Source organism: Micromonospora sp. NPDC047187 (assembly GCF_040643355.1).
GTDB lineage: Bacteria > Actinomycetota > Actinomycetes > Mycobacteriales > Micromonosporaceae > Micromonospora > Micromonospora salmantinae.
The window spans coordinates 1-23,556 of record NZ_JBEYUF010000036.1 but is presented as its reverse complement, the minus strand read 5'-3'; the positions used below and the strand labels follow the sequence as shown (position 1 = coordinate 23,556).

General features: G+C 70.4%; 22 protein-coding genes. 15 read left to right on the top strand and 7 right to left on the bottom strand.

Annotated elements, in window-relative coordinates:
- Positions 1-105: 105 nt before the first annotated feature.
- The gene (locus ABZ794_RS31900; RefSeq protein ID WP_357519057.1) at positions 106-726 is read right to left on the bottom strand and encodes a TetR/AcrR family transcriptional regulator; all 621 of its coding nucleotides are present in this window, start codon (positions 724-726) and stop codon (positions 106-108) included.
- A 68-nt stretch (positions 727-794) separates the two neighbouring features.
- Here ABZ794_RS31900 and ABZ794_RS31895 point away from each other — a divergent pair, with 68 nt between their 5' ends.
- The 7 genes from ABZ794_RS31895 to ABZ794_RS31865 all read left to right on the top strand — a co-directional run bounded on the left by ABZ794_RS31895 (position 795) and on the right by ABZ794_RS31865 (position 9,579).
- Positions 795-1,511, top strand: coding sequence for an SDR family oxidoreductase (locus ABZ794_RS31895; RefSeq protein WP_357519055.1), 717 nt, complete (start codon positions 795-797; stop codon positions 1,509-1,511).
- Positions 1,512-2,232: 721 nt separating this feature from the next.
- Complete coding sequence (mmsA, locus tag ABZ794_RS31890) at positions 2,233-3,780, top strand: multiple monosaccharide ABC transporter ATP-binding protein (protein ID WP_210784051.1); 1,548 nt, start codon at positions 2,233-2,235, stop codon at positions 3,778-3,780.
- A complete protein-coding gene (gene mmsB, locus ABZ794_RS31885) occupies positions 3,777-5,075 on the top strand; it encodes a multiple monosaccharide ABC transporter permease (protein WP_210784052.1) in 1,299 nt (432 codons plus the stop codon). The genes mmsA and mmsB overlap by 4 nt, the downstream gene beginning before the upstream one ends.
- 52 nt (positions 5,076-5,127) lie before the next feature.
- The gene (locus ABZ794_RS31880; protein WP_210784053.1) at positions 5,128-6,231 is read left to right on the top strand and encodes a sugar-binding protein; all 1,104 of its coding nucleotides are present in this window, start codon (positions 5,128-5,130) and stop codon (positions 6,229-6,231) included.
- 112 nt (positions 6,232-6,343) lie between these two features.
- Complete coding sequence (locus tag ABZ794_RS31875; RefSeq protein WP_210784054.1) at positions 6,344-7,606, top strand: ROK family transcriptional regulator; 1,263 nt, start codon at positions 6,344-6,346, stop codon at positions 7,604-7,606.
- Between the two features lie 177 nt (positions 7,607-7,783).
- The gene (locus ABZ794_RS31870; RefSeq protein ID WP_357519052.1) at positions 7,784-8,752 is read left to right on the top strand and encodes an ATP-binding cassette domain-containing protein; all 969 of its coding nucleotides are present in this window, start codon (positions 7,784-7,786) and stop codon (positions 8,750-8,752) included.
- Complete coding sequence (locus tag ABZ794_RS31865) at positions 8,749-9,579, top strand: ABC transporter permease (protein ID WP_357519050.1); 831 nt, start codon at positions 8,749-8,751, stop codon at positions 9,577-9,579. The genes ABZ794_RS31870 and ABZ794_RS31865 overlap by 4 nt, the downstream gene beginning before the upstream one ends.
- A 147-nt stretch (positions 9,580-9,726) precedes the next feature.
- On the opposite strand, the gene ABZ794_RS31860 is transcribed toward ABZ794_RS31865, so the two are convergent.
- The 3 genes from ABZ794_RS31860 to ABZ794_RS31850 all read right to left on the bottom strand — a co-directional run bounded on the left by ABZ794_RS31860 (position 9,727) and on the right by ABZ794_RS31850 (position 12,096).
- Positions 9,727-10,716 (bottom strand): transporter, encoded by a 990-nt coding sequence (locus ABZ794_RS31860; RefSeq protein ID WP_210784057.1) that lies wholly within the window; start codon positions 10,714-10,716, stop codon positions 9,727-9,729.
- A complete protein-coding gene (locus ABZ794_RS31855) occupies positions 10,713-11,603 on the bottom strand; it encodes an ABC transporter ATP-binding protein (protein WP_210784058.1) in 891 nt (296 codons plus the stop codon). Before ABZ794_RS31855 ends, ABZ794_RS31860 begins: the two co-directional genes overlap by 4 nt.
- Before the next feature lie 85 nt (positions 11,604-11,688).
- Positions 11,689-12,096, bottom strand: coding sequence for a GntR family transcriptional regulator (locus tag ABZ794_RS31850; RefSeq protein ID WP_112678633.1), 408 nt, complete (start codon positions 12,094-12,096; stop codon positions 11,689-11,691).
- Between the two features lie 267 nt (positions 12,097-12,363).
- Between ABZ794_RS31850 and ABZ794_RS31845 the strand changes: the two genes are divergently transcribed.
- Positions 12,364-13,632: an Nramp family divalent metal transporter gene (locus tag ABZ794_RS31845; RefSeq protein WP_112624877.1), complete on the top strand. Its 1,269-nt coding sequence runs from the start codon at positions 12,364-12,366 to the stop codon at positions 13,630-13,632.
- 363 nt (positions 13,633-13,995) lie between these two features.
- Here the strand turns inward: ABZ794_RS31845 and ABZ794_RS31840 are convergent, their stop codons facing one another.
- Both ABZ794_RS31840 and ABZ794_RS31835 read right to left on the bottom strand, forming a co-directional pair.
- Positions 13,996-14,268: a hypothetical protein gene (locus ABZ794_RS31840; RefSeq protein WP_210784059.1), complete on the bottom strand. Its 273-nt coding sequence runs from the start codon at positions 14,266-14,268 to the stop codon at positions 13,996-13,998.
- A 65-nt stretch (positions 14,269-14,333) separates the two neighbouring features.
- A complete protein-coding gene (locus ABZ794_RS31835; protein WP_357519047.1) occupies positions 14,334-14,705 on the bottom strand; it encodes a hypothetical protein in 372 nt (123 codons plus the stop codon).
- Between the two features lie 146 nt (positions 14,706-14,851).
- Here ABZ794_RS31835 and ABZ794_RS31830 point away from each other — a divergent pair, with 146 nt between their 5' ends.
- The 4 genes from ABZ794_RS31830 (at position 14,852) to ABZ794_RS31815 (ending at position 18,861) form a co-directional block, all read left to right on the top strand.
- Positions 14,852-15,967 (top strand): hypothetical protein, encoded by a 1,116-nt coding sequence (locus ABZ794_RS31830; RefSeq protein ID WP_247669420.1) that lies wholly within the window; start codon positions 14,852-14,854, stop codon positions 15,965-15,967.
- 29 nt (positions 15,968-15,996) lie between these two features.
- Complete coding sequence (locus ABZ794_RS31825) at positions 15,997-17,046, top strand: nitronate monooxygenase (protein ID WP_210784060.1); 1,050 nt, start codon at positions 15,997-15,999, stop codon at positions 17,044-17,046.
- 71 nt (positions 17,047-17,117) lie between these two features.
- A complete protein-coding gene (locus ABZ794_RS31820; protein ID WP_238688093.1) occupies positions 17,118-18,212 on the top strand; it encodes an SRPBCC domain-containing protein in 1,095 nt (364 codons plus the stop codon).
- A gap of 13 nt (positions 18,213-18,225) precedes the next feature.
- Positions 18,226-18,861, top strand: coding sequence for a hypothetical protein (locus ABZ794_RS31815; protein ID WP_357519044.1), 636 nt, complete (start codon positions 18,226-18,228; stop codon positions 18,859-18,861).
- A gap of 45 nt (positions 18,862-18,906) precedes the next feature.
- Here the strand turns inward: ABZ794_RS31815 and ABZ794_RS31810 are convergent, their stop codons facing one another.
- On the bottom strand, positions 18,907-20,943 hold the full coding sequence (locus ABZ794_RS31810) for a glycosyl hydrolase family 28-related protein (RefSeq protein WP_357519042.1): 2,037 nt from the start codon (positions 20,941-20,943) through the stop codon (positions 18,907-18,909).
- A 219-nt stretch (positions 20,944-21,162) separates the two neighbouring features.
- Here ABZ794_RS31810 and ABZ794_RS31805 point away from each other — a divergent pair, with 219 nt between their 5' ends.
- The 3 genes from ABZ794_RS31805 (at position 21,163) to ABZ794_RS31795 (ending at position 23,466) form a co-directional block, all read left to right on the top strand.
- Positions 21,163-22,257, top strand: coding sequence for a PIN domain-containing protein (locus ABZ794_RS31805; protein ID WP_210784064.1), 1,095 nt, complete (start codon positions 21,163-21,165; stop codon positions 22,255-22,257).
- Positions 22,258-22,558: 301 nt separating this feature from the next.
- On the top strand, positions 22,559-22,780 hold the full coding sequence (locus tag ABZ794_RS31800) for a hypothetical protein (RefSeq protein ID WP_030335934.1): 222 nt from the start codon (positions 22,559-22,561) through the stop codon (positions 22,778-22,780).
- A 509-nt stretch (positions 22,781-23,289) separates the two neighbouring features.
- On the top strand, positions 23,290-23,466 hold the full coding sequence (locus ABZ794_RS31795) for a hypothetical protein (RefSeq protein ID WP_210784065.1): 177 nt from the start codon (positions 23,290-23,292) through the stop codon (positions 23,464-23,466).
- Positions 23,467-23,556: the final 90 nt, after the last annotated feature.

Sequence of the window (23,556 nt, the reverse complement as noted above, 5' to 3'; positions counted from 1 at the left end):
CTCGATCCGGTCGGGGAGTGGTCCGCCTGAATATCGTGCCTCGCCGATGTTACTGAGCGGCCCGCGCAGTGCGCCCGGAGTGGACGGTCAGCGACCGTCGTCCGTTCAGCCGGTGGTGGTCCGTGCCTGCGCCGGCACCTGGAGGAGATCGAGGCAGTTGCGCCACAGCGTCTCCAGTTGGGTCGGATCGTTCAGCAACTTCGCGAGCAGGACCCGCCCCTCGATCTGGGCGACGATCGATCGGGCGGCCTCCCGGCTGTCGACCGCCGGGCCCGCCAGGCCGCGCTCCTTCGCCTCGACGACGACCTGCTCGATGAGGCTGATCTGCTCCTCGAAGATCTCCTGGAGCCGGCCGCGGATCTCCTCGGCCTGGTTGCTGAGTTCGAGGGCGAGGTTGCCGAACAGGCAGCCCGCGACCACGCCGGCCTTCTGCTGGCCGACGCGCTGGACCTCTTCGGTGGCCTCGAACAGGTCCCGGAGCCGCTGTAGCGGGTCGCGCTCGCTGCCGAGCAACTGCTCCCACTGGCGGCGCTGGATGATCCAGTGCTCGTCGATGACGGTGCGGGCGAGCGCCTGCTTGGACTCGAAGAAGTAGTAGAAGCTGCCCTTCGGCACGCCCGCCGCCGCGCAGATCTCGGCCACGCCGAGCGCCGTGTAGCCGCGCTGCTCGATCAGCGTGGCGGCCGCGTCGAGGATCTTGTTCTTCGCGTCACTGGTTCGACCCATGCCTCGACGATACACGACCGGTCGGCTAGCTTTTAGTAGACCAGTCGTCTAGTGAAGGTGGTTTTCTCATGAACAGCAGTCAGAGCCAGAAGGTCGTCGTGATCACCGGCGCCTCGCAGGGCATCGGCGCCGACCTCGTGGCCGCCTACCGCAAGCTCGGGTACGGCGTCGTGGCGACCTCGCGTTCGATCGGCGCGTCCGACGACCCGGAGATCGTCACGGTCCGGGGCGACATCGCCGAGGCCGACACCGCCGAACGGGTGGTGCGTGCCGCACTGGACCGATTCGGGCGGATCGACACCCTCGTGAACAACGCCGGTGTCTTCGTCGCCAAGCCGTTCACCGACTACACCGACGAGGAGTTCGACCTGGTCACCGGGGTCAACCTCGCCGGCTTCTTCCACCTCACCCGACGCGTCCTGCCGCACCTGCTGGCTGAGGGCTCGGGGCACATCGTCAGCATCACGACCAGCTTCGTCGACCAGCCCAGTTCGCACGTTCCGTCGGTGCTCGCGTCGCTGACCAAGGGCGGCCTCAGCTCGGCCACCAAGTCCCTGGCCATCGAGTACGCGGCTCGCGGCGTACGGGTCAACGCCGTCGCGCCCGGCATCATCAAGACCCCGATGCACCCGGTCGAGACGCACCAGACGCTCGCGGGCCTGCACCCGGTCGGCCGGATGGGCGAGACCAGCGACGTCGTCGACGCCGTCCTCTACCTCGAGTCCGCCCCGTTCGTCACCGGCGAGACCCTGCACGTCGACGGCGGGCAGAACGCCGGTCACTGATCCCCCGCCACACCCAGTCCGTGAACCCGCCGATGTGCCGGGCCGGATCCGCACCGCCGGTGCGGATCCGGCCCGGCGGCGGCCGGTGAGACACCCCGCGCGACCAGGTCATCGCCGACGCGGCCCGGCTGGTCAACGCCGCTGGTGCGATCGGGGTCGCCGGTGTGTACCCGGACCGGGACCCACACCCAGGGCCCGGCGCGCAGTGTGCCGTCACGAACTGCGCGTAGGGGACGTCAGGGCACTGACCCGTCGTCCGGTGCACGGCGTTGCAGGACGATGACCATCGATGCGTGCGGCCGGTAGAGGCGTGGGTCACATCAGCCGCCCGAGGGCTCGTGGTGCGCTTCGCGTACGGCGCCGGGCTGACGCCCGATTCCCATCGTTCGATGGCCTGACGTGTGCGCTGCGTTACCGGACGCACCGTCCCCGAGGCATCTTGCCTGGTGGGAAAGCTGCGGGAACGGCCGGGGTCAATTGGCGCGTTGTCGCAGGTGGGCGTGGGTGCTGCAGTCATGCCAGGGGTACCGCGAGGGGCTGCCGTGGTCGCTGTGGCGGACGAACACTGTGCGACATCTATATTGCCGGATTGTTACTTTTTCAACAGTCCCTCGCCTTGCGGATGGCCCTTCGGCCGCAATACGTTGCCGTCAACAACAAAACCAAGTGAAGGTTCAACCTTCCGGAGGCAACCGATGACGTTGGCGAGGTGGTACGAGCGATGAGCGACGTGCCCATCCTCCTTGAGATGCGCTCCATCACCAAGGAGTTTCCCGGAGTCAAGGCCCTCTCCGACGTCAACCTGGTGGTTCGCGCCGGCGAGATCCATGCCATCTGCGGCGAGAACGGCGCGGGCAAGTCCACCCTGATGAAGGTGCTCAGCGGGGTGTACCCGCACGGCACCTACGACGGCAAGATCACCTACCAGGGGTCGGAGAGCAAGTTCTCCGACATCCGGGCCAGTGAGAACGCCGGCATCGTGATCATCCACCAGGAGCTCGCGCTCATTCCCGGGATGTCGATCGCCGAGAACATCTTCCTCGGCAACGAACCGCGCAAGCGGGGCGCGATCGACTGGAAGGCCGCGAACCGGATGGCGCTGGACCTGATGGCCCGGGTCGGTCTGGAAGAGGACCCGGACACCCTGATCAAGGACATCGGGGTCGGCAAGCAGCAGCTCGTCGAGATCGCCAAGGCGTTCGCCAAGGACGTGAAGCTGCTCATCCTCGACGAGCCCACCGCGGCGCTCAACGAGGCCGACTCCAAGCACCTGCTGGACCTGCTGCGCGGGTTCCGCTCCCGCGGCATCACCTCGATCATGATCTCGCACAAGCTCAACGAGATCGAGGCGATCGCCGACCAGATCACCATCCTGCGCGACGGCCGGACCGTGGAGACCCTCGACGTCAAGGCGGACGGGGTCGACGAGGACCGGATCGTGCGGGGCATGGTCGGCCGCGAGCTGAGCAGCCGGTTCCCGGACCACACGCCGAAGATCGGCGAGGTCTTCTTCGAGGTCCGCGACTGGAACGTCCGGCACCCGATCTCCGCCGAGCGGCAGGTCTGCAAGAACGAGAGCTTCGTGGTGCGCCGCGGCGAGATCGTCGGCTTCGCCGGTCTCATGGGCGCGGGCCGAACCGAACTCGCGATGAGTGTCTTCGGCCGCTCCTACGGGGTGTTCGAGTCGGGCACGATCATCAAGGACGGCAAGGAGATCGTCCTGAAGTCGGTGGCGGATGCCATCGACAACGGCCTCGCCTACGTCAGCGAGGACCGCAAGGCGATCGGCCTCAACCTGCTCGACGACATCAAGACGTCGACGGTGGCAGCCAAGCTGTCCAAGATCTCGCACCACGGCGTCCTGAACGAGGTCGAGGAATACCAGGCGGCTGAGTCGTACCGCAAGGAGTTGCGGACCAAGGCCCCGACTGTCGACGAGAGCGTCTCCAAGCTCTCCGGCGGCAACCAGCAGAAGGTCGTCCTGGCCAAGTGGATGTTCACCGACCCGGACCTGCTGATCCTCGACGAGCCGACGCGCGGCATCGACGTGGGTGCCAAGTACGAGATCTACGGCATCATCCAGCGGCTCGCCGACCAGGGGAAGGGCGTCATCGTCATCTCCTCGGAGCTGCCTGAGCTGATCGGGCTGTGCGACCGCATCTACACCGTGTTCGAAGGCGCCATCACGGGCGAGATCGCCCGGGCGGACGCCACCCCGGAAACCCTCATGAAGCAGATGACCTCGACGAAGAAGATGGCCACACGATGAGCCGATTGAAGGACCTTCAGAAGAACCTGTTCGGAGGCACCACCTCCAACGCTCGCCAGTTCGGCATGATCTTCACCCTGGTGGCGATCGTCGTCCTGTTCCAGATTCTGACCGACGGCCTCACCCTGCGGTCGGACAACCTGATCGCGCTGTTCCAGCAGAACTCGTACATTCTGATTCTGGCCATCGGCATGCTCATGGTGATCGTGGCCGGGCACATCGACCTCTCGGTCGGCTCGGTCGCCGCCTTCGCCGGCATCCTGGTCGCCAAGTCGATGACCGAGTGGGACCTTCCCTGGCCCGCTGCCATCGTGTTCGGCCTCGCCATCGGCGCGGTGATCGGCGCCTGGCAAGGCTTCTGGGTGGCCTACATCGGGGTGCCGGCGTTCATCGTCACCCTGGCGGGCATGCTGCTCTTCCGGGGCGGCAACCAGTTCATCGGTAACGCGAGCACCGTCCCGGTGCCGGAGGGCTTCCGGGAGATCGGCTCCGGCTTCCTGCCCGAGTTCGGCCCTAACACCGGCTACAACAACGCCACGCTGCTGCTCGGCCTGGCCGCGGCGTTGGCGGTGGTGTGGCGCGAGATCCAGTCCCGCAAGACCCGACGGGCGATGGACGCCGACCCGGCGCCCATGTGGATCTCCATCCTGCGGATGGCCATCATGGTCGGCGTCATCGCCTTCGCGGCGCTGCGCTTCGCCAGCGGTCGCGTCGGCACCAGCTTCCCGATCTCCGGCATCATCCTGCTGGTCCTGGTCATCGCGTACTCCTTCTACACCCGCAACACGGCCGGTGGCCGGCACATCTACGCGGTGGGCGGCAACTCCCGGGCGGCCGAGCTGTCCGGTGTGAAGCTCAAGCGGGTCAACTTCTTCGTCATGATGAACATGTCCGTCCTGGCCGCGCTGGCCGGCATGATCTTCGTGGCCCGTTCGGCGGCCTCCGGACCGCAGGACGGCAACGGCTGGGAACTGGACGCCATCGCCGCCGTCTTCATCGGTGGCGCGGCCGTCGCCGGCGGTATCGGCACCATCAGCGGATCCATCGTCGGTGGTCTCGTCATGGCCGTGCTCAACAACGGCCTCCAGCTCATGGGTGTCGGCACCGACCGCGTCCAGATCATCAAGGGCCTGGTCCTGCTGCTGGCCGTCGCGATCGACGTCTACAACAAGAGCCAGGGGCGTTTCTCCATCATCGGGAGCCTGATGCGGCCGTTCCGCCGCGAGGACTCCGTCCCACCCGCCTCACCGCCGGACGCGGAGCGCAAGCCCGCCAAGGCAGCGGTGTCCGGCTGACGGCCACCGACCTCTCTACCCGCCTCACCATCTAGAAAGGCAAGTCCTCACCATGCGTAAATTCTTCGGCACGTCGGTGGTGGCCATCAGCGCCGCCGCCATGCTGGCCCTCGCCGGCTGCGGTTCCGGCCGCGACGCCGACAGCGGCTCCGGCGGCGAGGCCGCCAAGGGCTTCCCGGCGAACTCGCTGATCGGCGTGGCCCTGCCGGCCAAGACCTCGGAGAACTGGGTCCTCGCCGGTGACCTGTTCAGCAACGGTCTCAAGGAGGCCGGCTTCCAGGGTGACGTGCAGTACGCCGGCGCGTCGACCACTGTCGCCGACCAGCAGGCCCAGATCACCGCCATGGTCACCAAGGGTGCCAAGGTCATCGTCATCGGCGCGACCGACGCGGCGCAGCTGTCGACCCAGGTCGCGGCGGCCCACACGGCCGGCGTGAAGGTCATCGCCTACGACCGGCTCATCACGAACACCCCGGACCTCGACTACTACGTCGCCTTCGACAACTTCAAGGTCGGCCAGCTGCAGGGCCAGGCCCTGCTGGACGGCATGAAGGCCAAGAAGCCGAACGGCCCGTACAACATCGAGCTGTTCTCCGGCTCGCCGGACGACAACAACGCCGGTGTCTTCTTCAACGGCGCCATGGACGTGCTCAAGCCGGAGATCGACAAGGGCAACGTGGTCGTCGCCTCGGGTCAGAAGGACGTCAAGCAGACCGCCATCCAGGGCTGGAAGGCCGAGGGTGCGCAGGCCCGCATGGACCAGCTGCTGACCTCGACCTACGGCAACAAGGAGCTGGACGGCGTCCTCTCCCCGAACGACACGCTGGCCCGCGCCATCCTGACCTCGGTCAAGGGTGCTGGCAAGCCGACCCCGATCGTCACCGGTCAGGACTCCGAGGTCGAGTCGGTCAAGTCGATCGTCAAGGGCGAGCAGTACATGACGATCAACAAGGACACCCGCAACCTGGTGAAGGAGACCATCAACATGGTCAAGGCTCTCCAGGCCGGCGACAAGCCGCAGGTGAACGACACCAAGTCCTACAACAACGGCAGCAAGGTCGTCGACACGTACCTGCTCCCGCCGGTCGCCGTCACCAAGGCGAACGCGGCTGAGGCGTACGCCACCGACCCGAAGCTCGCGCCGCTCACCAAGTAATCACCGCACGGTAGGTAGTAACGCCGATGGGTCCCGGGTCTCCTCTACCGGGACCCATCGTCGTCCCTGCACCCCCGCACCAACCGGCCTCGACCCGGAAGGAGGTCTGACCGTGGCGACACCAGTACGGGCCAGGCCAGCCGGCGTCGGCCGCAACGCCGAATCCCCGCTGCCGTCGGTCCCCGGCGCCAGCCAGGAGGAGATCCGGCGGCAGAACCTCGGCGCTGTGCTGCGTTACGTCCACCTGCACGGACCGACGTCCCGCGCCGAGCTGACCAGCCGGCTCGGCCTCAACCGAAGCACCATCGGCGCCCTCGCGGCCGACCTGGTCACCAGCGGCCTGGTCACCGAGGAGGCGCCGACCACCGCCCGCCGCGCCGGCCGCCCCTCGCTGGTGGTCAGCCCCCGCTCCGACCGGGTCTACGCACACGCGTTGAGCATCGACGCGGACCGGCTGCGTGCCGCCCGGGTCGGCCTCGGCGGGCAGATCCTCGATCTGCGGGAGATCCCCCGACCCAGCGGCATGTCGGCGATCGAAGCCGTCGGTCCCCTCGCCGACCTGGTCCGCGACATGGAACGCTCGGTGGCCGGCGACGCGCTGCTGGTCGGCGGCGCCGCCGCGGTCACCGACACCACCCGCGACCCGGACGGCAGGCTCCGGATCGCCAGCATCGACGAGACGCTCGGCGCCGCGCTGGAGGCGGAGTTCAGCTCCGGCCCGGGTTTCGTGGCCGGGGACCTGGCCGACATCGCCGGCCTGGCCGAGCACGTCCGGGGTGTCGCGGTCGGCATCGACGACGTCATCTACCTGCACGGCGACCTGGGCATCAGCGCCGGCATCATCGTCGGTGGCCGACTGGTGATCGGCCACCGGGGTCACAGCGGCAAGGTCGGCCACATGGTCGTCAACCCCAACGGCCTGCCCTGCGGCTGCGGTTCACGCGGCTGCTGGGAGACCGAGATCTCCGAAGCCGCGCTGTTACGGCACGCCGGCCGTGACCCGAGCGACCGCGCGGCGGTGGCCGAGGTGCTGCGCGCCGCGGCGGAGGGCGACCCGACCGCCCGCGCGGCGGTCGAGCAGGTGGCGGACTGGCTCGGCTTCGGCGTGGCGAACCTGGTCAACGTGGTCAACCCGGATGCAGTGGTGTTCGGTGGCTCGCTGCGCGACATCTTCACCGCCGGTGCGGACGTGGTCCGGGACCGGCTCGACACCATGCCACTGCCCGCCTCCCGCGAGCACCTGCGGTTGCGGGCGGCGGCGCTCGGCCGCGACGCCGTCCTGATCGGCGCCGCCGAGCTGGCGTTCGACAAACTCCTGGCCGACCCGTTGAACGTCGGCGTCGCGGGCCAGGTCGGGACAGCCGAGCCCGAGTAGCCGCGACTCCCTGCCGGTGCCGGCCCGGGTTCGGAACGCGTGGCGCGTGAACTCATCGTCTGCCGCGACGGTTACCGCTGGCTCCACCCTGCCCTCACTCGGTCTGGTCGTCATTCCCGTACGCGCTATCGTACGTTGTACGGTAAGGTGGCCGTTCAGTTTCGGGAGGGGAGCGCTGTGACGACAAGAGTCGACGCGATAGTGGCCCAAGGGCTGCGCAAGCGGTATCGGGACCGGTACGCGCTGGACGGGTTCGACCTGCGGGTGCCGCGGGGAACGGTGTGCGGCCTGCTCGGCCCGAACGGGGCCGGTAAGACCACAGCGGTACGGATCCTCTCCACCCTGCTCCGACTCGACGAAGGTCGTGCCGAGGTGGCCGGCTTCGACGTGACCCGCCAGCCCGACCAGGTCCGCTACCGCATCGGACTGGTGGGGCAGCATCCCGCGCTCGACGAGGCGCTGAGCGGCCGGCAGAATCTGGTGCTCTTCGGCCGGCTGTTCCACCTGGGTCGCCGTCGGGCCCGCCAACGGGCGGGCGAGCTGCTGGAACATTTCGGTCTCGCCGACGCCGCCGAGCAGCCGGTCAGCACGTACTCCGGGGGCATGCGCCGACGGCTCGACCTGGCGGCCGGCATGATCCTGGCCCCCGCGGTCCTCTTCCTCGACGAGCCCACCACCGGGCTGGACCCGCGTGGCCGCAACGAGGTGTGGGAGTCGGTCCGGGAGTTGGTGCGCACCGGCACCACAGTGCTGCTCACCACCCAGCAACTGGACGAGGCCGACCAACTCGCCGACCGGATCTCAGTGGTCGAGGCCGGACGGGTGATCGCCGAGGGAACTCCGGACGACCTCAAGACCCGGCTCGGCGGCGATCGGATCGAGGTGGTCGTCGCGGCGCCGACCGACCTTGCCGCAGCCGTCGCCCAGATACGCCGGGCGGCCGACGACGAACCGACTGTCGACGTGGACCGGCGGATGGTGAGCGTCCGGGTCGGTCACCAGGCCGGTGCGCTCGTCGACGTGCTGCGGGCGCTCGACGCCGTGAACGTCCCGGTGGCGGACGTCGCGCTGCGCCGCCCAACCCTGGACGACGTGTTCCTGCACCTCACCGGGCACCGGGCGGCGTCGGCCGAGGTGGCGGCATGAGCGCGGTGAGCACGCCGGCCCCGCCGGTGGATCTGACGCCCGGCCGGCCCACCCTCCTGGCCGACAGCGGCACGCTGATCTGGCGCGGCCTGGCCCGGTGGCGACGCGATCCCGGCCCGCTGATCGCCTCGCTCGGCTTCAACATCCTGATCGTGCTGATGTTCGCCTACCTGTTCGGTGGCGCGTTGCAGGTGCCCGGCGGCGGCAGCTACCGAGAGTTCCTGATGCCCGGCATGTTCGTGATGACCATGGTCTTCGGCATCAGCCTCACCACGATCGCCGTTGCCGAGGACCTGGAGCGCGGGGTGACCGACCGGCTCCGATCGATGCCCGTCTCACCGCTGGCGCCGCTGGCGGCCCGGGCGGTGGCCGACATGCTGTTCGCGCTGGTCACCCTCGGGGTCCTGCTGCTGACCGGTCTCGCAATCGGGTGGCGGGCACACGGTGGGGTCGGTGCCACACTGGCGGCGGTGGGGTTGATCCTGCTGCTGCGTTTCGCCCTGATCTGGGTCGGCATCTTCCTCGGGTTGGTCACCCGTGGGCAGACGGCAGTGGTGGCCGTGCAGACCCTGGAGTTTCCGCTCGGCTTCCTCTCCAACGCGTTCGTCGCACCGTCCACCATGCCCGCCTGGCTCGGTGCGGTGGCCGCGTGGAACCCGCTGTCGGCTACCGTCGGCGCGACCCGTGAGCTGTTCGGCAATCCCGGTTGGGGCGGCGACTCCTGGGCGGCGCAGCACTACGAGTTGCTGGCGGTGCTCTGGCCGCTGGTCCTGGTCGCGGTCTTCCTGCCGCTCTCGGTCGCCCGGTACCGACGGCTGGCGGGCTGAGCCGCGCGGACGCGGAGTTCGACTCTCTGGGCCCGATCGGTGTCGGTGGCCGTCGTCAGGCTCACCGGCGTGGACTGCACCGACTCGATCGGGCCCAGGCGGGTGATCGCCGAGGCCCCCGCTCCCCGACGAGCATCCGTCGCCCAACTAGGCGATCCGCCGGATCCGGCGCACCGCCAGGTAGAGCAGGAGCACGGCGAGGGCGACGAAGATGCCCGTCTCGATGCCCTGGAACAGCCAGAACCGGTCCGCCGGCTGGTAGAGCTGCCAGTTGTACGCGCCCGGTTCGACGCCCAACTCGGCGCCGCAGACCCGACCGTCCGGCCCCTTCCCGCCCGGTGGGCACTGAATCCGGGTGTCCTCCGCGATCATCGTTCCGTCCGGGTTCCGGACACCCTGGGTGAGGATCCAGTCCCCCCGGCTGACCTCCGGCGGCCCGTCCCCCTCGATCGGAAAGGTCTTGGTGCGGGCTGCCTGGTAGTACGGCCGGGCCAGGATCTCCACCGCCGCTCGTACCCCGATGAACCCGGCGAGGGTGATGCCCATGGCGGGCAACATCCGCTTCCACACCGTGCCGGCGAAGATGCCGAGCGCCACGGCGAAGAGGGTGTAGCCGATCGGGGCGATGCCCTGCAGATCGAAGACGATCATGCCGAGTCGGCCCTCGTGGGCGGCCTGGTTGAGCGGGTCGACCCACCAGGACATGCCCAGCCCGTAGACCGCCGCGAGGATCACGACAGCCGCGCCGACCAGCCCGAACTTCACCAGGGCCCACCGGTTGCGGCCGACGCCCTGGGTCCAGACGAACCGGTGCGTGCCCTGCTCCACCTCACGGGCGACCAGCGGGGCACCCCAGAACAGGCCGACCAGTGCCGGCAGGGTGATCAGCAGTACGGCCACCAGGTTGAGGCTGCCGTACTGGTTGCCAAAGCGTCGGAAGCCCGCGTCGCAGGTCTCGCGGGTCGTCTGCGCCACGTCGGCGCGGGCGAGTTGACTGACGCAGTCCACCAGCCCGAGGTCGCTGAAGGTGTTCCGCATCGCCAGGCCGATCGGCACCAGCACCGCGGCGAGTGCCGCGAACCCCAGCAGGGTGTAGAACGCCTGCTTGCGATGTTGCCGCCAGGTCAACCAGATCATGCCGCTACCCCCCACTCGCTGTGACTGGTCTTCGTGGTGCCGTCGGCCAGGTAGGCCAGCACGACGTCCTCCAGGCTCACCTCGCGGACCGTCCAGGCCGGATCGGTGACCGGCCCGTCGGTGCGGACGAGCAACGTGGACTGCCGGTCGGTGTGGCTGGCCCGGATCACTGCGGCGACGCCCCCGACAGCGCCGCCGTCGTGTCGCGGCCCGACGAGCTGCCGGTGCCCCGCGACCAGGTCGTCGACAGTGCCGGTGAGCTGCACCTGGGAGGCGTTCAGCACGATCAGGTAGTCGCAGACGCGTTCCAGGTCGGCCAGCAGGTGCGAGGAGAGCAGAACTGTGGTGCCCGACTCCGCGACGCTGCCCATCAACGACTGGAGGAACTCCCGTCGAGCCAGGGGGTCGAGGCTGGCGACCGGTTCGTCGAGCAGCAGCAGCCGCGGCTGCTTGGCCAGTGCCAGAGCCAGCGCGACCTGGGCCCGTTGACCGCCGGAGAGCTTGCCGACCGGCTTGTCCGGCGGGATGCCGAGCTGCGCCAGCCGAGTACGGGCCAACGCCGCGTTCCACCGCTTGTTCAGCTTGCCGCCGGCGACGACCAACTCGGATGCCGTGAAGTCCCGGTACAGCGGGGTGTCCTGGGCGACGAACCCAATGTCGGCCAGCCCCTCCGTGTCGCCGTACGGGGACCGACCGAACACCCGGACCGTGCCCGCATCGGGCTTGAGCAGCCCGACGGCCAGGTGCAATAACGTGCTCTTACCCGCGCCGTTCGGCCCGACCAGCGCGGCGATCCTGCCGGTCGGCAGATGCAGCGAGCAGTCCCGCAACGCCCAGGTGCTGCCGTACCGTTTGCCGAGCCGGTCTGCTTCCAAGACCATGTCCATTCCTTGTCCTCTCGTTCCGTTCACGCCACCGCTTCGCGGTCGCACGAGCGCTTGCGGTGCCTGATGGTTCGTTCGCTCTGCTCGCTCACGCGGGCTCCTTCTGCGGGGCGTCGTCGGCGAGGGTGGCGCGCAGCGTCGTCTCCACCAGGGCGATGACGTCCTCGGCCGTGAGACCGGCCGCTTGCGCCCGGTGCAGCCAGGCCACCAGGTCGTCGCGCAGCTCGGCCTGGTTGGGCAGGGACGCGCTGGCCAGGGTGCGCTGGACGAACGTGCCCACCCCGGGTCGGCCGCCGACCAGACCCTCGATCTCCAACTCCCGGTACGCCTTCAGCACCGTGTTCGGGTTGATCGCCAGGGATTGCGCGACGTCCCGGACCTTCGGCAACTGGTCGCCCGGTGTCAGCAGGCCAACCCGTAGCGCCTGTTTCACCTGCTGCACGAGCTGCATGTAGGTGTTCACCTTCGACCGGCTGTCCAGTACGAACTCGATCACTCCCGATGATCCTTCCTGTTGTCCTACGACAGTAGGACTAATAGACAGCTTCATCGGTGACCCACCGGCTGTCAAGCCCGGCGCGGCACGTTCTGTTCGGGAGCGGCGCGTCTCGTCCGGCGCGCCGCGCGCTCGCCGGCGGCGCATCGGACCCTGCCCGGCGCGGCGGGCCGACCCCGGTGGCACCGGCAGGCCACCGGTTGGCACCCAAGGGTCAGTCCGCGGGGAAGGGACCGGCAGCGATTTGTGTGGACGGGGAGGTGTTCGGTGGTCACCAACGAACTGACGACGTCGAGGGCGACTCCACTGCAGGCCGCTCGCGCCCGGGGCCGCGTACGCGGGCGGTTGATCCTGCTCGGCCCGGCGTTCGTCGCCGCCGTCGCCTACGTCGACCCCGGCAACTTCGCCACCAACTCCGCCGCCGGCGCCCGGTACGGCTACCTGCTGGTCTGGGTCGTGGTGGTGGCCAACCTGATGGCGATGCTGGTGCAGACGCTCACCGCGAAGCTGGGTCTGGCCACCGGGCGCAGCCTGCCCGAGCTGTGCCGGGAACGCCTACCCCGGCCGGTGAACCGGGTGATGTGGGTGCAGGCCGAGTTGGTCGCCATGGCCACCGACCTGGCCGAGGTGATCGGTGGCGCCGTCGCCCTGTACCTGCTCTTCGGCATCCCCCTGCTGCCCGGCGGGATCATCATCGGCACTGCCGCGTTCGCCGTGCTCGCGCTGCGCTCGCGCGGGTACCGCGCCTTCGAGGTCGTCATCGCCGTCCTGCTCGGGGTGATCGTCCTGGCCTTCGCCGCCAACCTGCTCGCCTCCGGCTCCGATCCCGCCTCGGCCATGGCCGGTCTGGTGCCGCGCCTACAAGGCACGGACAGCGTGCTGTTGGCCGCCGGCATCCTCGGCGCGACAGTCATGCCGCACGTCATCTACGTGCACTCCGCGCTCACCCGCGACCGCATTCCCGCCGCCGACGACACCGAGCGCCGGATCCTGTTCCGCGGCCAGCGCACCGACGTGCTGCTCGCCCTGAGCGCGGCCGGCGCGGTCAACCTCGCCATGCTGCTGATCGCCGCGGCCAGCTTCCGGGGCGGCGGCCCGGGCGGCGCGGACAGCCTGGAGGGGGTGCACGCCGGGCTCGGCCAGACCATCGGGACCGCCGCCGCGTTCGGGTTCGCCGTCGCCCTGCTGGTCTCGGGGCTCGCCTCCACGAGCGTCGGTACCTACGCCGGAGAGGTGATCATGCAGGGCTTCCTGCGTCGGCGGGTACCGCTGCTGCTGCGTCGGCTGGTCACCCTGCTGCCCGCGCTGGCAGTGCTCGCCATCGGCCTCGACCCGACCCGGGCGCTCGTGCTGTCCCAGGTCATCCTCAGCTTTGGCATCCCGTTCGCGCTGATCCCGGTGGTCGCCTTCACCCGTCGGCGTGACCTGATGGGCAACCTGGTCAACCACCCGCTCACCACCGCCGCCGCGTCCCTGGTGGCCGTGCTGGTGGTCGCGCTCAACGCGTTCCTCCTCTGGCAGGTCGTCGCCGGCTGAGCCGGCTGGTCGGCGGTGCCGGCTGAGCCGGCTGGTCGGCGGTGCCGGCTGAGCCGGCCGGTCGGCGGTGCGGGCTGAGCCGGGCCGGCTGCCTGGGCCCGGACACTCGTACGAGCGTTATACCTGTGAGTCATTTTTATGACTCACAGGTATAACCATCGAGGACCATGTCGGGCCGGGAGCCCGTGTGGGTAGCCGGATCCGTGTACGTGGCGGCACCTGTGTGGGTGGCCGGACCATGTGTGGGTGACCGGAGCCGCGTGGGTGGGCCAGGCCCTGTGGGTGGCCGGGCCCGTTCCGAGGGCAGCCCCGCCTTGGCGGTGGAGCCGCTTGGCGGCCGAAGCCGGCTCGGGGCGGGTGTGGTCAGGTGCGACGCCCCTCGTCGCGGGCCGGGATCTCCTGGCGCTGTTCGAGGGCGTCCGCCGGGTTGGCGTCGGCCGGCAGCGACGTCACCTCCTCGAGCGCGCCCGCCGGGAAGGCGCCCTGCTCGGCCAGGTCGGCCTCGGCCGCCTCCGGGTCCACGTCCCCCGACACCCGGTCCGGCGGCCCGACGTCGAACGCGTCCTGCCGTTGTTCCAGAGCATCCGCCTCCGGCGGAGGGAACGTGCCGCCCTGTTCGTCCCGGTACGTGCTCATCGGAGCCTCCCACCCGGCGGGTGTCGACATGCCGCCGGGCCGCTGCCTACCCGCCAGCGCCGCACTCACGCCGGCACGCCGGTCAGCGTCACGACCGGCGGCAGTGGCCCGCGGTCGGATTCCGTACCGTGGTGGCCGCCCCCAGTTCCCAGGCGCAGCGGGTGCCCGTGAACGACGAAGAGCGCCGGCGGGGTGTCGATCTCGTCGAGGTCGTGGCCGGGAAAGACCTCGGTGAGGATGGCGGCGGCCTCGGCCCGGTCGGGTTGCGGTCGGGACGTCTCCCAGGCGGCCCGGCTGGCCAGCGCGCCGGTGAAGAGGCCGCAGACGACCGCGGCGAGCGGCACCCATGCGACGGCGGAGCCACTGGCCGGACGGCCGGGGCGGCGCAGCAGCCGCCGTCCGAACCGGGTGGCCGGCGGGGTGTCGCTCACTGACATGTCCCACCCTCCGGCTTGCAGATCAGGCGGAGCGACAGTACATCGACCAGGGGTTCCGGCGCGTCCCCCCGATGACCGCCGACCGTGGCCGGGATCAGCCAGGATGGGCGGGTGGCCGGTCACGGCCGCGACGAGGAGGGTGGGCGATGCGGGTACGTGGACGGTTGACCTGGGGGCGGCGTGCTCGTGCGGGGGCGGTACTGACCGCGTTGCTCGCGGGCATGCTGCCCCCGGCCGTGGTGCTGGTGCCGGCCGCTGCCACGGCGGGCGCGGCAGCGGGGACGCCGGTCTGCCAGGTGCGCGACGACCGGCTGCGCGAGATCTCCGGGATGGTCGCCACCGACGACGGGTACGTGGTGATCAACGACGGGGCCGACGACGAGGCCCGCCGCCGGATCTTCTTCCTCGACCAGCGCTGCGCTGTGGTGCGCACCGTCTCCTTCCCGTCCCGGCCCCGCGACACCGAGGACATGGCCATCGGCCGGGACGGCACCGTCTGGGTCGCCGACATCGGCGACAACGACCGCACCCGGACGACTGTCGGCGTGTGGCGGCTCGCGCCGGGGGCGAAGCAGCCGGTGCTGCACCGGATGACCTACCCGGACCGTCCGCACGACGCCGAGGCGCTGCTGCTCGACGCGTCCGGTCGGCCGCTGATCGTCACCAAGGGCGGCAGTGGCACGGTCTTCCTGTACGCGCCGACCACCGCGTTGCGGCCGGACGCGCCGACGCCGCTGACCGCGCTCGGCCAGGTGACAGTGCCCTCGACCACGACCAGCAATCCGTTCTCGTTCCTGGGCCGCGGGGTGATCACCGGCGCGGCGAGCGCACCGGACGGACGGCGGGTGGCGCTGCGCAGCTACGCCGACGCCTTCGAGTACGACGTGCCCGACGGCGACGTGGTTCGCGCGTTGACCACCGGCACCCCGCGGATCACCCCGTTGCCGGACGAGCCCCAGGGCGAGTCGATCACCTACAGCCGGGACGGGCGGTCGTTGCTGACCGTCTCCGAGTCCGCCGGTCAACCAGCCGGCACCCGCCCGACGATCCTGCGCTATCCGGCCACGGCCACCACGGTCACCGCCGCGCCCTCCACGGAGTCCGTCGACCCGGTGTCGCCCACTGCGGTCCGTCCGGCCGCCGGAGAGGTCGACGGCGGAGAGGGCGCGCGGACCTGGCCGCTGGCCCTCGGCGCGGGAACACTGCTGATCCTGCTCGGGTTGGCCGGCGTGCTGCGGTGGAGGCACACCGCGCGCCGGTGAGCGGGTCGGTCCTGCGGCAGGATGGGGGGATGTCCGTCCTGTCCACGTTGCGCCACCCGATCATCGCCGCCCCGATGGCTGGTGGCCCGTCCACGCCCGCGCTGGTGGCCGCCGTGTCCGCCGCGGGTGGGCTGGGCTTCCTCGCCGCCGGGATGATCGACACCGGCCGGCTGGTCGCCGACGTCGCCGACGTCCGCGCGCGTACCGATCGGCCGTTCGGCGTGAACCTTTTCCTGCCCGACCCTGGCGACGTCGACGAGGCCGCCGTTCGGGCGTACGCCGAACGGCTCGCCCCGCAGGCCGCGCAACGCGGCGTGAGCCTGGGCGAGCCGGTGGGCGGCGACGACGCGTACCCGGAGAAGCTGGCCGCGTTGCTCGCGGACCCGGTCCCGGTCGTGTCCTTCGTGTTCGGGCTGCCCGACCGGGCGGCGGTGACCGCCCTGCGCGAGCGGGGCACCGAGGTGTGGGCCACCGTCACCCGCCCGGACGCCGCGACCGCCGCCGCCGACCTGGGTGTGGACGCGGTGGTGGTGCAGGGCACCGAGGCCGGTGGGCATCGCGGCGGCCTGCCGGACGACGACGACTTCGGGTTGCTGCCGCTGCTCCGGCTGACCGCCGCTCGCTGTGACCGGCCGTTGGTGGCCGCGGGTGGCCTCGTCGACGGGCCCTCGGTGGCCGCCGTGCTGGCTGCCGGCGCCGCCGCCGCGCAACTCGGCACGGCCTTCCTGCGCTGTCCGGAGGCGGGCAGTTCGCCGATGCACCGGGCGGCGGTGGCCGGTGCCGCGCCGACCGCGTTGACCCGGGCGTACACCGGTAAGCGGGCCCGTGGCGTGGCCAACGACTTCCTGCGCGAGCACGACGCGGTGGCACCGCGCGGTTACCCCCAGGTGCTGCACCTGACGCGTCCCCTGCTCGCCGCCGCCCGGCGCGACGCGGACGCATCGGTGGTCAACCTGTGGGCCGGGCAGGCACACCCGCTGGCTCGGGACATGCCGGCGGCGCAGGTGGTCGCCGAGGTGAGCGCCCACGCCCGGGCCGCGCTGGCCACAGTGGTCGAGCGGTCCAGCCGCTGGGGCTGACCAGGACGCCGGCAACCGTCTCGGGCGGGCGGGACAGGCCGGGCGGGGCAACCCGTTAGAGTCTCGCCGTGATGGAGATCGGTGCGCAGGTCGAGCTTTCCCACCCGGCTGAGCGGGTCTGGCGCGCCCTGACCGATCGGGAGTTGCTCGGCCGGTGGTTCGCCGAGGCCGAGATGGTCGAGGGCGTACCGGACCGGATGCTGCTGCACACCGCCGGCCTGCCCGGCTTCGAGGCCAACGTCGAGGTCGAGGTGACCGAGCGGCAGGAACCGGACCTGCTCGTGCTGGCCTGCGACGAGGCAGGCCGGCTCAGCGAGCTGACCTGCACGGTCACGACCACGAAGCAGGGCTGCCGGCTGGAGCTACGGGAGGTCAGCACGCACGGCGCGTGGTCCGCCGAGCAGCACGAGCCGCGCGAGCAACAGCTCCGGCAGGCACTGACGGTACGGCTGCCGGCCATCCTCGACTGGCTCGCCTTCCAGCAGGTCGACCTGCGCCGGGCCGACGGTGGGATGACCGCGGAACTGCCGCTGATCGGCGTACGCGGCAGGGCCGGCCGCAACCCTCGTCGGCGTCGCACGCTGGTCGCCGTGGTCGCGGGTGCCGTGTTGGTGGCGGGTACGGCGGCATGGGTGACGTTGCCGCCCGACTCGAAGCCGTCCGCCGCGCCCGCGCCGACCGCGACCGCGTCGCCTACCGTGACGGCCGGCACGGTGACCGTCGCCCCCACGGCGACCCCCTCGGCGCGCCCCTCCCGGACCACCGCGTCGGCGACCACCTCGCCGAGTCGGACCCCGTCGGCGAAGCCCTCGCGGACACCCGCGTCGGCTGCGCCACCGCCACCTCCACCACCGGCGCCCGTCACGGCCCGATACGAGACCGACTCCGACCGACTGTTCGGCTACACCGGCGAGATCGTGGTCCGCAACCCCGGTGGCGCACCGGTGGCGGACTGGGCAGTGGTGGTCACCCTCGCCGAAGGCACCACAGTCGACGACGTCGACGGCGCGAACTGGCGACAGGACAGACAGGTGATCACCTTCACCGGAGCCGCCCTGGCGGCCGGGGGATCGCAGACGATCAGCTTCGACGTCCGCGACAGCCGGCCGAACGCCCGGGAGCCGGAGGGCTGCACGATCGGCGGGCAACAGTGCGCGGGCCTCTGACTAGGCTGCCGTCATGGCACTGCTGCACAGGGCGACCCTGCACCCCACGAAGCTGGACCTGCTGACGGCCTGGCTGCCCGACCGACAATGGTTCGCCGGACCGACCGGCGTCGAGGTGGTGAGCCGGGGCGCCTACCGCTTTGACGACCCGGCCGGCGAGGTCGGCATCGAGACGATGCTGGTCGGTGCCGCCGACGGGCCGGTCCACCATGTTCCGCTCACCTACCGCGCCGCGCCCCTCGAGGGTGCGGACAGCTGGCTGGTCGGCACCACCGAGCACTCGGTGCTCGGCCGGCGCTGGGTGTACGACGGCTGCGTCGACCCGGTGTACGCGGCCGCGCTGGCCCACGCGATCCTCACCGGCAGCGGCCAGGCGGAGCAGTACTTCGAGGTCGGCGGCCGGCGCGAGGTGCGTGAGCCGACGGTGACTGTCGTCGTCGACGGCGCCGCCGACGCCCATGTGCCGGTCGTCGGCGCGGTGAGGCGGGTGGTCGACGAGGACCGCACGCTCATCGACACCGACACCGTCGAGCTGGTCGTCGTGCGCCGGCCGGGAGCCGGGGCCGACGGGCCGGCCGGGGGCACGCTGCGCGGCAGATGGCACGGTCAGTCCACGACCGTGCCTTTGGCGTACGCCAGGACGCGCTGATCGGTGTGCGGTGGGCGGCCCGATCGCTCGGGCCGCCCACCGCTGTCACCACTGCGCCGGAGGCGGGGGCGGCGACACGGGCGGCCGGTCGTCGCAGGTGATGGTGTTGGGCAGCAGCCACGGTGCGAGCCACCCGCCGTCGTTGCCGCCGAGGTCGGTCAGTGTGAACTCCGAACCGGCCGGGGTGAAGTGGAACGATCCGCAGTTGTTGACGCCGACCGCGCCAACGTTGCGGGCGTCCACGTTGGCGAACGAGGCGGAGCCGGCCGCGCGGGCGCTGACCACCGAGGTGCCGGTGCCGTCGACCCGGACGTCCCGGAACCGCGCATCGGAGATCGAGTAGAGATCCTTCACCGGCCAGTCACTGACCAGCATGATCGCGTTGTACGTGTTGTCCAGGTACGCGTCGCCGGTCACCTCGATGGGCGCCTCGATGCTGCGATCCAGGGCGAAGACCCAGATCGCGCCCAGCCCGATGTTCCAGTTCAGCTCGTACGTGCCGGCGCGGGCGGTGGTGTTGTTGGTGAACCGCAGGTACCCGGTGAACGGCTCCGCGCCGAAGCGGGCACCGGCGTGCAGGCCGCTGCCCTCGCGTACCGGGTCGGCGACCAGGTTGTGCGAGACGGTGGTGTCGGTGCCGCCGTAGATGGCGATGCCGTTGGCCAGGGTCGGTGACTGCACTGTGTTGTGGTCGAACGTGTTCCGCGCGTTGGCGGTCTTCTCCGACCACATCGCCAGGCCGTCGTCGCCGGTGTTGCGGACGAAGTTGTGCGACACGAGGGAGTCGGTCACGCCGGTGTGGAAGTTGAGCGCGTCGGCGATCTGGTCGACGATGATGTTGTTGGTGACCCGGACGTTGCGCATCGGGCCGTCGAACCACAAGCCGGCCTTGGTGTGGTGCAGGTAGAGCCCGTCGATGGTGGAGTCGCTCATCGCCCCACCGATCGCGTTGACCTGGTCGGTGTCGATGCGCTCCCGCACGTCGCCCTCGATGGCGAAGCCGGAGAGGTGCACGTTACGGCTGCCGCCGTCGGTGGCGTCCCGGCCGTAGAACCCGACTCCGGTGTGCATCGAGCCGTCCGGTGCGGGGGTCGGCAGGGCGACCTCGCGGCCCTTGATGGTGGTGTACCAGTTGCCGGCGCCCTCGATGGTCACGTCGTCGACGATGATGTGCCGGTTGACCTGGTAGGTGCCCGGTGGGACGTACACCTTGAGGTGGGCGCGCCGAGCGAAGGCGATGGCCCGGTCCAGCGCGTCGGCGGAGTCCCGCCGGCCGGTGGGGTCGGCGCCGAAGGCGAGCACGTTCGCGGCGAGCAGCCGGACGTGTGGCGGCGCGACCAACTCGGAGTCGAGCAGGTCGATGACGGTCCAGGCGGCGGCGCTACCGGGCGGCGCGGTGAGCCGGACCTTGTCGCCGGCCCGGTAGGTACGCCCGAGCAGCAGCCGCTGCTCGTCGTAGAAGTGGGTGGGCCGGAACGGCTTGTCGATGCTCGGGTACGGCGTGGTGGCCGACGGCACGCACTGGCACTCGGTGATCCACCAGTCCGGGTGCAGCAGCCCGGCCTGCGGGTCGTTGGTGAACGGGTACTGGTTGTAGAGCCACGAGTACTGCGACGTGAGCGTCATGGTGCGCAGGTGCTTGCCGTTGACGGCGACCCGCAGCGGGGCGGTGATCCCACCGCCCTGTGGCGCGTCCGGGATGCTGTACCGCACGGTGATCCCGTTCGCCGCGTTGGGCAGGACGAACTCCACGTACTCCCCGGGGGTGAGCCGGACCGCCCGGCGGCCGGAAGCCTCCGAGGGCAACGTGTAGGCGGTCCGGTCGGGCCCGATGATCTCGCCGTTGGTGTGGGCGTTCTCCGCTTCCTGCTCAAGGAAGTCGACGTCCGCGCCGCGTCCGGCGACCAGCGCCGGATCGAGTGCGGCCCGGGTGACCACCGGCTGCGCGCCGACGGGCGCGGGTGGACTGGCGGCGGCCGCGGTGGGCCCGGCGACCAGCACGGCGAGACCGGCCGCGAGCGCGACGGCGGTGCCGCTGGGCCGGCCGGGGCGTCCCCGCGCCGGCGTGAGGCTGCGAAACATCGGTGACCCTCCTGGGTGGGTGGTGGTGGAGGTCCGCCCGGCGTTCCCCCAACGCCCGACATTGATCGTCATGATGCAGCACCGGACAGGGCACTGCAAGACGTCTATCGAACAACGAAAATAAACGACTATGAGGCCGCAAGAAATGGACGGTCGTCGAGTTGAGGTGTCGCGCGTCGCCTACCCCGACCAGCTCATGCCCGGCGTAGGCTGATCCGCGTGGATCAAGAAGACCGGATTGCCCTCTTCCTCGATTACGAGAACCTCGCGTTGGGCGCGCGCGACCATCGCGGCGGCGCGGCCTTCGACTTCCGGCCCATCGCCGACGCGCTGGCCGAACGAGGTCGGGTGGTGGTCCGCCGGGCGTACGCCGACTGGTCCTACTTCGACGAGGACCGCCGGATGCTCACCCGGTCCCACGTCGAGCTGATCGAGATCCCGCAGCGGATGGGCGCGTCCCGTAAGAACGCCGCGGACATCAAGATGGCCGTCGACGCGATCGAGTTGGCGTTCGAGCGCGACTACATCTCCACCTTCGTGATCTGTAGTGGTGACAGCGACTTCACTCCGCTGGTGCACAAGCTGCGCGAGCTGAACAAGCGGGTCATCGGCGTCGGGGTCGAGGGGTCCACCTCGGGGCTGCTTCCCCCGGCGTGCGACGAGTTCCTGTACTACGACCGGCTGGAGGGCGTGGACATCCCGCCGGCCCGTGGTCGGCGCGCTCGTCCCGCCACCCGGCAGGCCGGCGCGGAGCAACGCCCACCCGAGCCGGAGCGGGAGCACGAGCCGGAGGTTGACCGCCGGCCGGCGGGGGAGGAGCCCGGCCGCGACGTGGACGCCCTCGCCGTGCTCGTCGCCCAGTCGGTCGCCGGGTTGCAGGGCAGCGCCAACGGTGAGGTCACCGCCTCCCGCCTCAAGCGCACCCTGCTGCGCAAGGACCCCACCTTCAGCGAGTCCGACTACGGCTTCCGTACCTTCGGCGAACTGCTGCGCCACCTCGCCGAGCGCAACGTGATCGAGCTGGCCGAAGGCCCGGCGAAGGGTGACCCCGAGGTCTCGCTGCCCGAGCACGGCGACCGCGAGGTGGCGTTCGGCCTACTCCGGGGCGTCGTGGCGGACCTGGGTAGCGGCGGCAACCCGGTGGCGTTGTCCGGGTTGAAGAACCAGGTACGCCGGGCCCGCCCCGACTTCAGCGAGAAGAAGCTCGGCTACCGCAGCTTCCTGCAGTTCTGCAAGGCCGCCGCCACCGCCGGCGTACTGGATCTGCGCTGGAGCCCCGAAGCCGACGACTACCTCCTGACAACCCAAACCTGACCGCGCTGCCCCCTCTCGTGTCTCCCGCGTGTCTCCCGCGTGTTGATCAAGAGGTTCGCGTCACCGGGAACGGGATTCGTGACGCGAACCTCTTGATCAACAAGGGTTGGGGGTGGGAGTTGCGGGGAGGGTGCAGAGTGGGGCGGGGTTCCTGATTCGCAAGTCAGGAGCGGGAGAACCGCCCGTTATGGTTTCGAACCGTCAACGGTTGGGCTGAAATGCGCCTGGAATGTCGCTCTTGCCCCGGTCCGGGCATACCTGCGCCGTACCCTCGGCGCGGGAATTGCTATACGGTCGGCGAATGAAGGTGGAGGAACACTGGTGGAACGGAGACACGACCCCGCGCGGGCGCCGGGACGTGTACATCCGTACTGACGGGCAGGGTTGGGAGGTCCGCGCCCAGATCGGTGGGGCGTCGGGTCGTGAGCGGGTGCAGCAGTGCCCCAGCCGGGCCTCGGCGGCCATCCTCGCCGACGCCTGGCGCGGCACCCACCCATCCTGGCGCGAGCTGAAGCAGCGCTGATCCGGCACCGGGCCGGGTCGGCAACGCTCCCGGGCTCCAGCCCGGCGCGCCCGCCGACCGGCCCGGCGCTCGGTACGTTGGTCCGCCGAAACCGCTCAGCTCACGCGTCACCGCTTCTGAAGCATGACGGAAGCAGCATCTGCCAGAAGCGCTAACGCCCAATCCAGTTGCGGGCAGATGTCGCGACCTTGGCACTCAAGGCAACCGCCCGCTCGCCACGGCCTCTCCAGAGCCCGAGTCCAGTGCGTATCCAACACCCGTCAGTGTGATAACGGTTCAGCGGGCGATCATCGTCCTTCAGACACGCGGCTTGGTGGTGGGTCTTCAGGGCCGTGGCCTCTGGGTCGCGGAAGACGTGGGATCTCCTTGATCAAGTGATGAGAAGTAGGTCTCGAGGGGCAGATACAGCTGTTTTTCATCACTTGATCAAAGGGCAGCGGCAGACATCCGTGTCTCCGCCCTTAGGTCGGGTACCCGGAGGTCTGCCGGTCGCGCCCGATGGAGGTCCCATGTCGCAGGGTCCCGACGAGGAGAACCCCAGGCTCGACGAGGAGGTCCGGGAGGCCGAGCGGCGGCTCGCCGACCTGGCCACCTCGTCGGACGACGGGCTGACCGACGATGACGCGCTGACCGACGACGACGCCCGGACGCCGGACGAAGCCCTCTCCGAGGAGAGCGCCGGCTAGGCAGTGTCTTCAAAGGATCTTGGTGTCGGATGATGTAGGGCGTGGGTCGTCGCTACGAGTTGTCTGACGTCGAGTGGGATGCGCTGTCGA

Excerpts from the sequence above, each read along its gene's own strand:
- ABZ794_RS31795 (WP_210784065.1), top strand. The coding sequence starts at position 23,290 with ATGTCGCAGGGTCCCGACGAGGAGAACCCCAGGCTCGACGAGGAGGTC.
- ABZ794_RS31825 (WP_210784060.1), top strand. The coding sequence starts at position 15,997 with ATGTCCGTCCTGTCCACGTTGCGCCACCCGATCATCGCCGCCCCGATG.
- ABZ794_RS31865 (WP_357519050.1), top strand. The coding sequence starts at position 8,749 with ATGAGCGCGGTGAGCACGCCGGCCCCGCCGGTGGATCTGACGCCCGGC.
- ABZ794_RS31820 (WP_238688093.1), top strand. The coding sequence starts at position 17,118 with ATGGAGATCGGTGCGCAGGTCGAGCTTTCCCACCCGGCTGAGCGGGTC.
- ABZ794_RS31815 (WP_357519044.1), top strand. The coding sequence starts at position 18,226 with ATGGCACTGCTGCACAGGGCGACCCTGCACCCCACGAAGCTGGACCTG.
- mmsA (WP_210784051.1), top strand. The coding sequence starts at position 2,233 with ATGAGCGACGTGCCCATCCTCCTTGAGATGCGCTCCATCACCAAGGAG.
- ABZ794_RS31860 (WP_210784057.1), bottom strand. The coding sequence starts at position 10,716 with ATGATCTGGTTGACCTGGCGGCAACATCGCAAGCAGGCGTTCTACACC.
- ABZ794_RS31830 (WP_247669420.1), top strand. The coding sequence starts at position 14,852 with ATGCGGGTACGTGGACGGTTGACCTGGGGGCGGCGTGCTCGTGCGGGG.
- ABZ794_RS31810 (WP_357519042.1), bottom strand. The coding sequence starts at position 20,943 with ATGTTTCGCAGCCTCACGCCGGCGCGGGGACGCCCCGGCCGGCCCAGC.
- ABZ794_RS31835 (WP_357519047.1), bottom strand. The coding sequence starts at position 14,705 with ATGTCAGTGAGCGACACCCCGCCGGCCACCCGGTTCGGACGGCGGCTG.
- ABZ794_RS31900 (WP_357519057.1), bottom strand. The coding sequence starts at position 726 with ATGGGTCGAACCAGTGACGCGAAGAACAAGATCCTCGACGCGGCCGCC.
- ABZ794_RS31855 (WP_210784058.1), bottom strand. The coding sequence starts at position 11,603 with ATGGACATGGTCTTGGAAGCAGACCGGCTCGGCAAACGGTACGGCAGC.
- mmsB (WP_210784052.1), top strand. The coding sequence starts at position 3,777 with ATGAGCCGATTGAAGGACCTTCAGAAGAACCTGTTCGGAGGCACCACC.
- ABZ794_RS31840 (WP_210784059.1), bottom strand. The coding sequence starts at position 14,268 with ATGAGCACGTACCGGGACGAACAGGGCGGCACGTTCCCTCCGCCGGAG.
- ABZ794_RS31800 (WP_030335934.1), top strand. The coding sequence starts at position 22,559 with ATGAAGGTGGAGGAACACTGGTGGAACGGAGACACGACCCCGCGCGGG.
- ABZ794_RS31895 (WP_357519055.1), top strand. The coding sequence starts at position 795 with ATGAACAGCAGTCAGAGCCAGAAGGTCGTCGTGATCACCGGCGCCTCG.
- ABZ794_RS31880 (WP_210784053.1), top strand. The coding sequence starts at position 5,128 with ATGCGTAAATTCTTCGGCACGTCGGTGGTGGCCATCAGCGCCGCCGCC.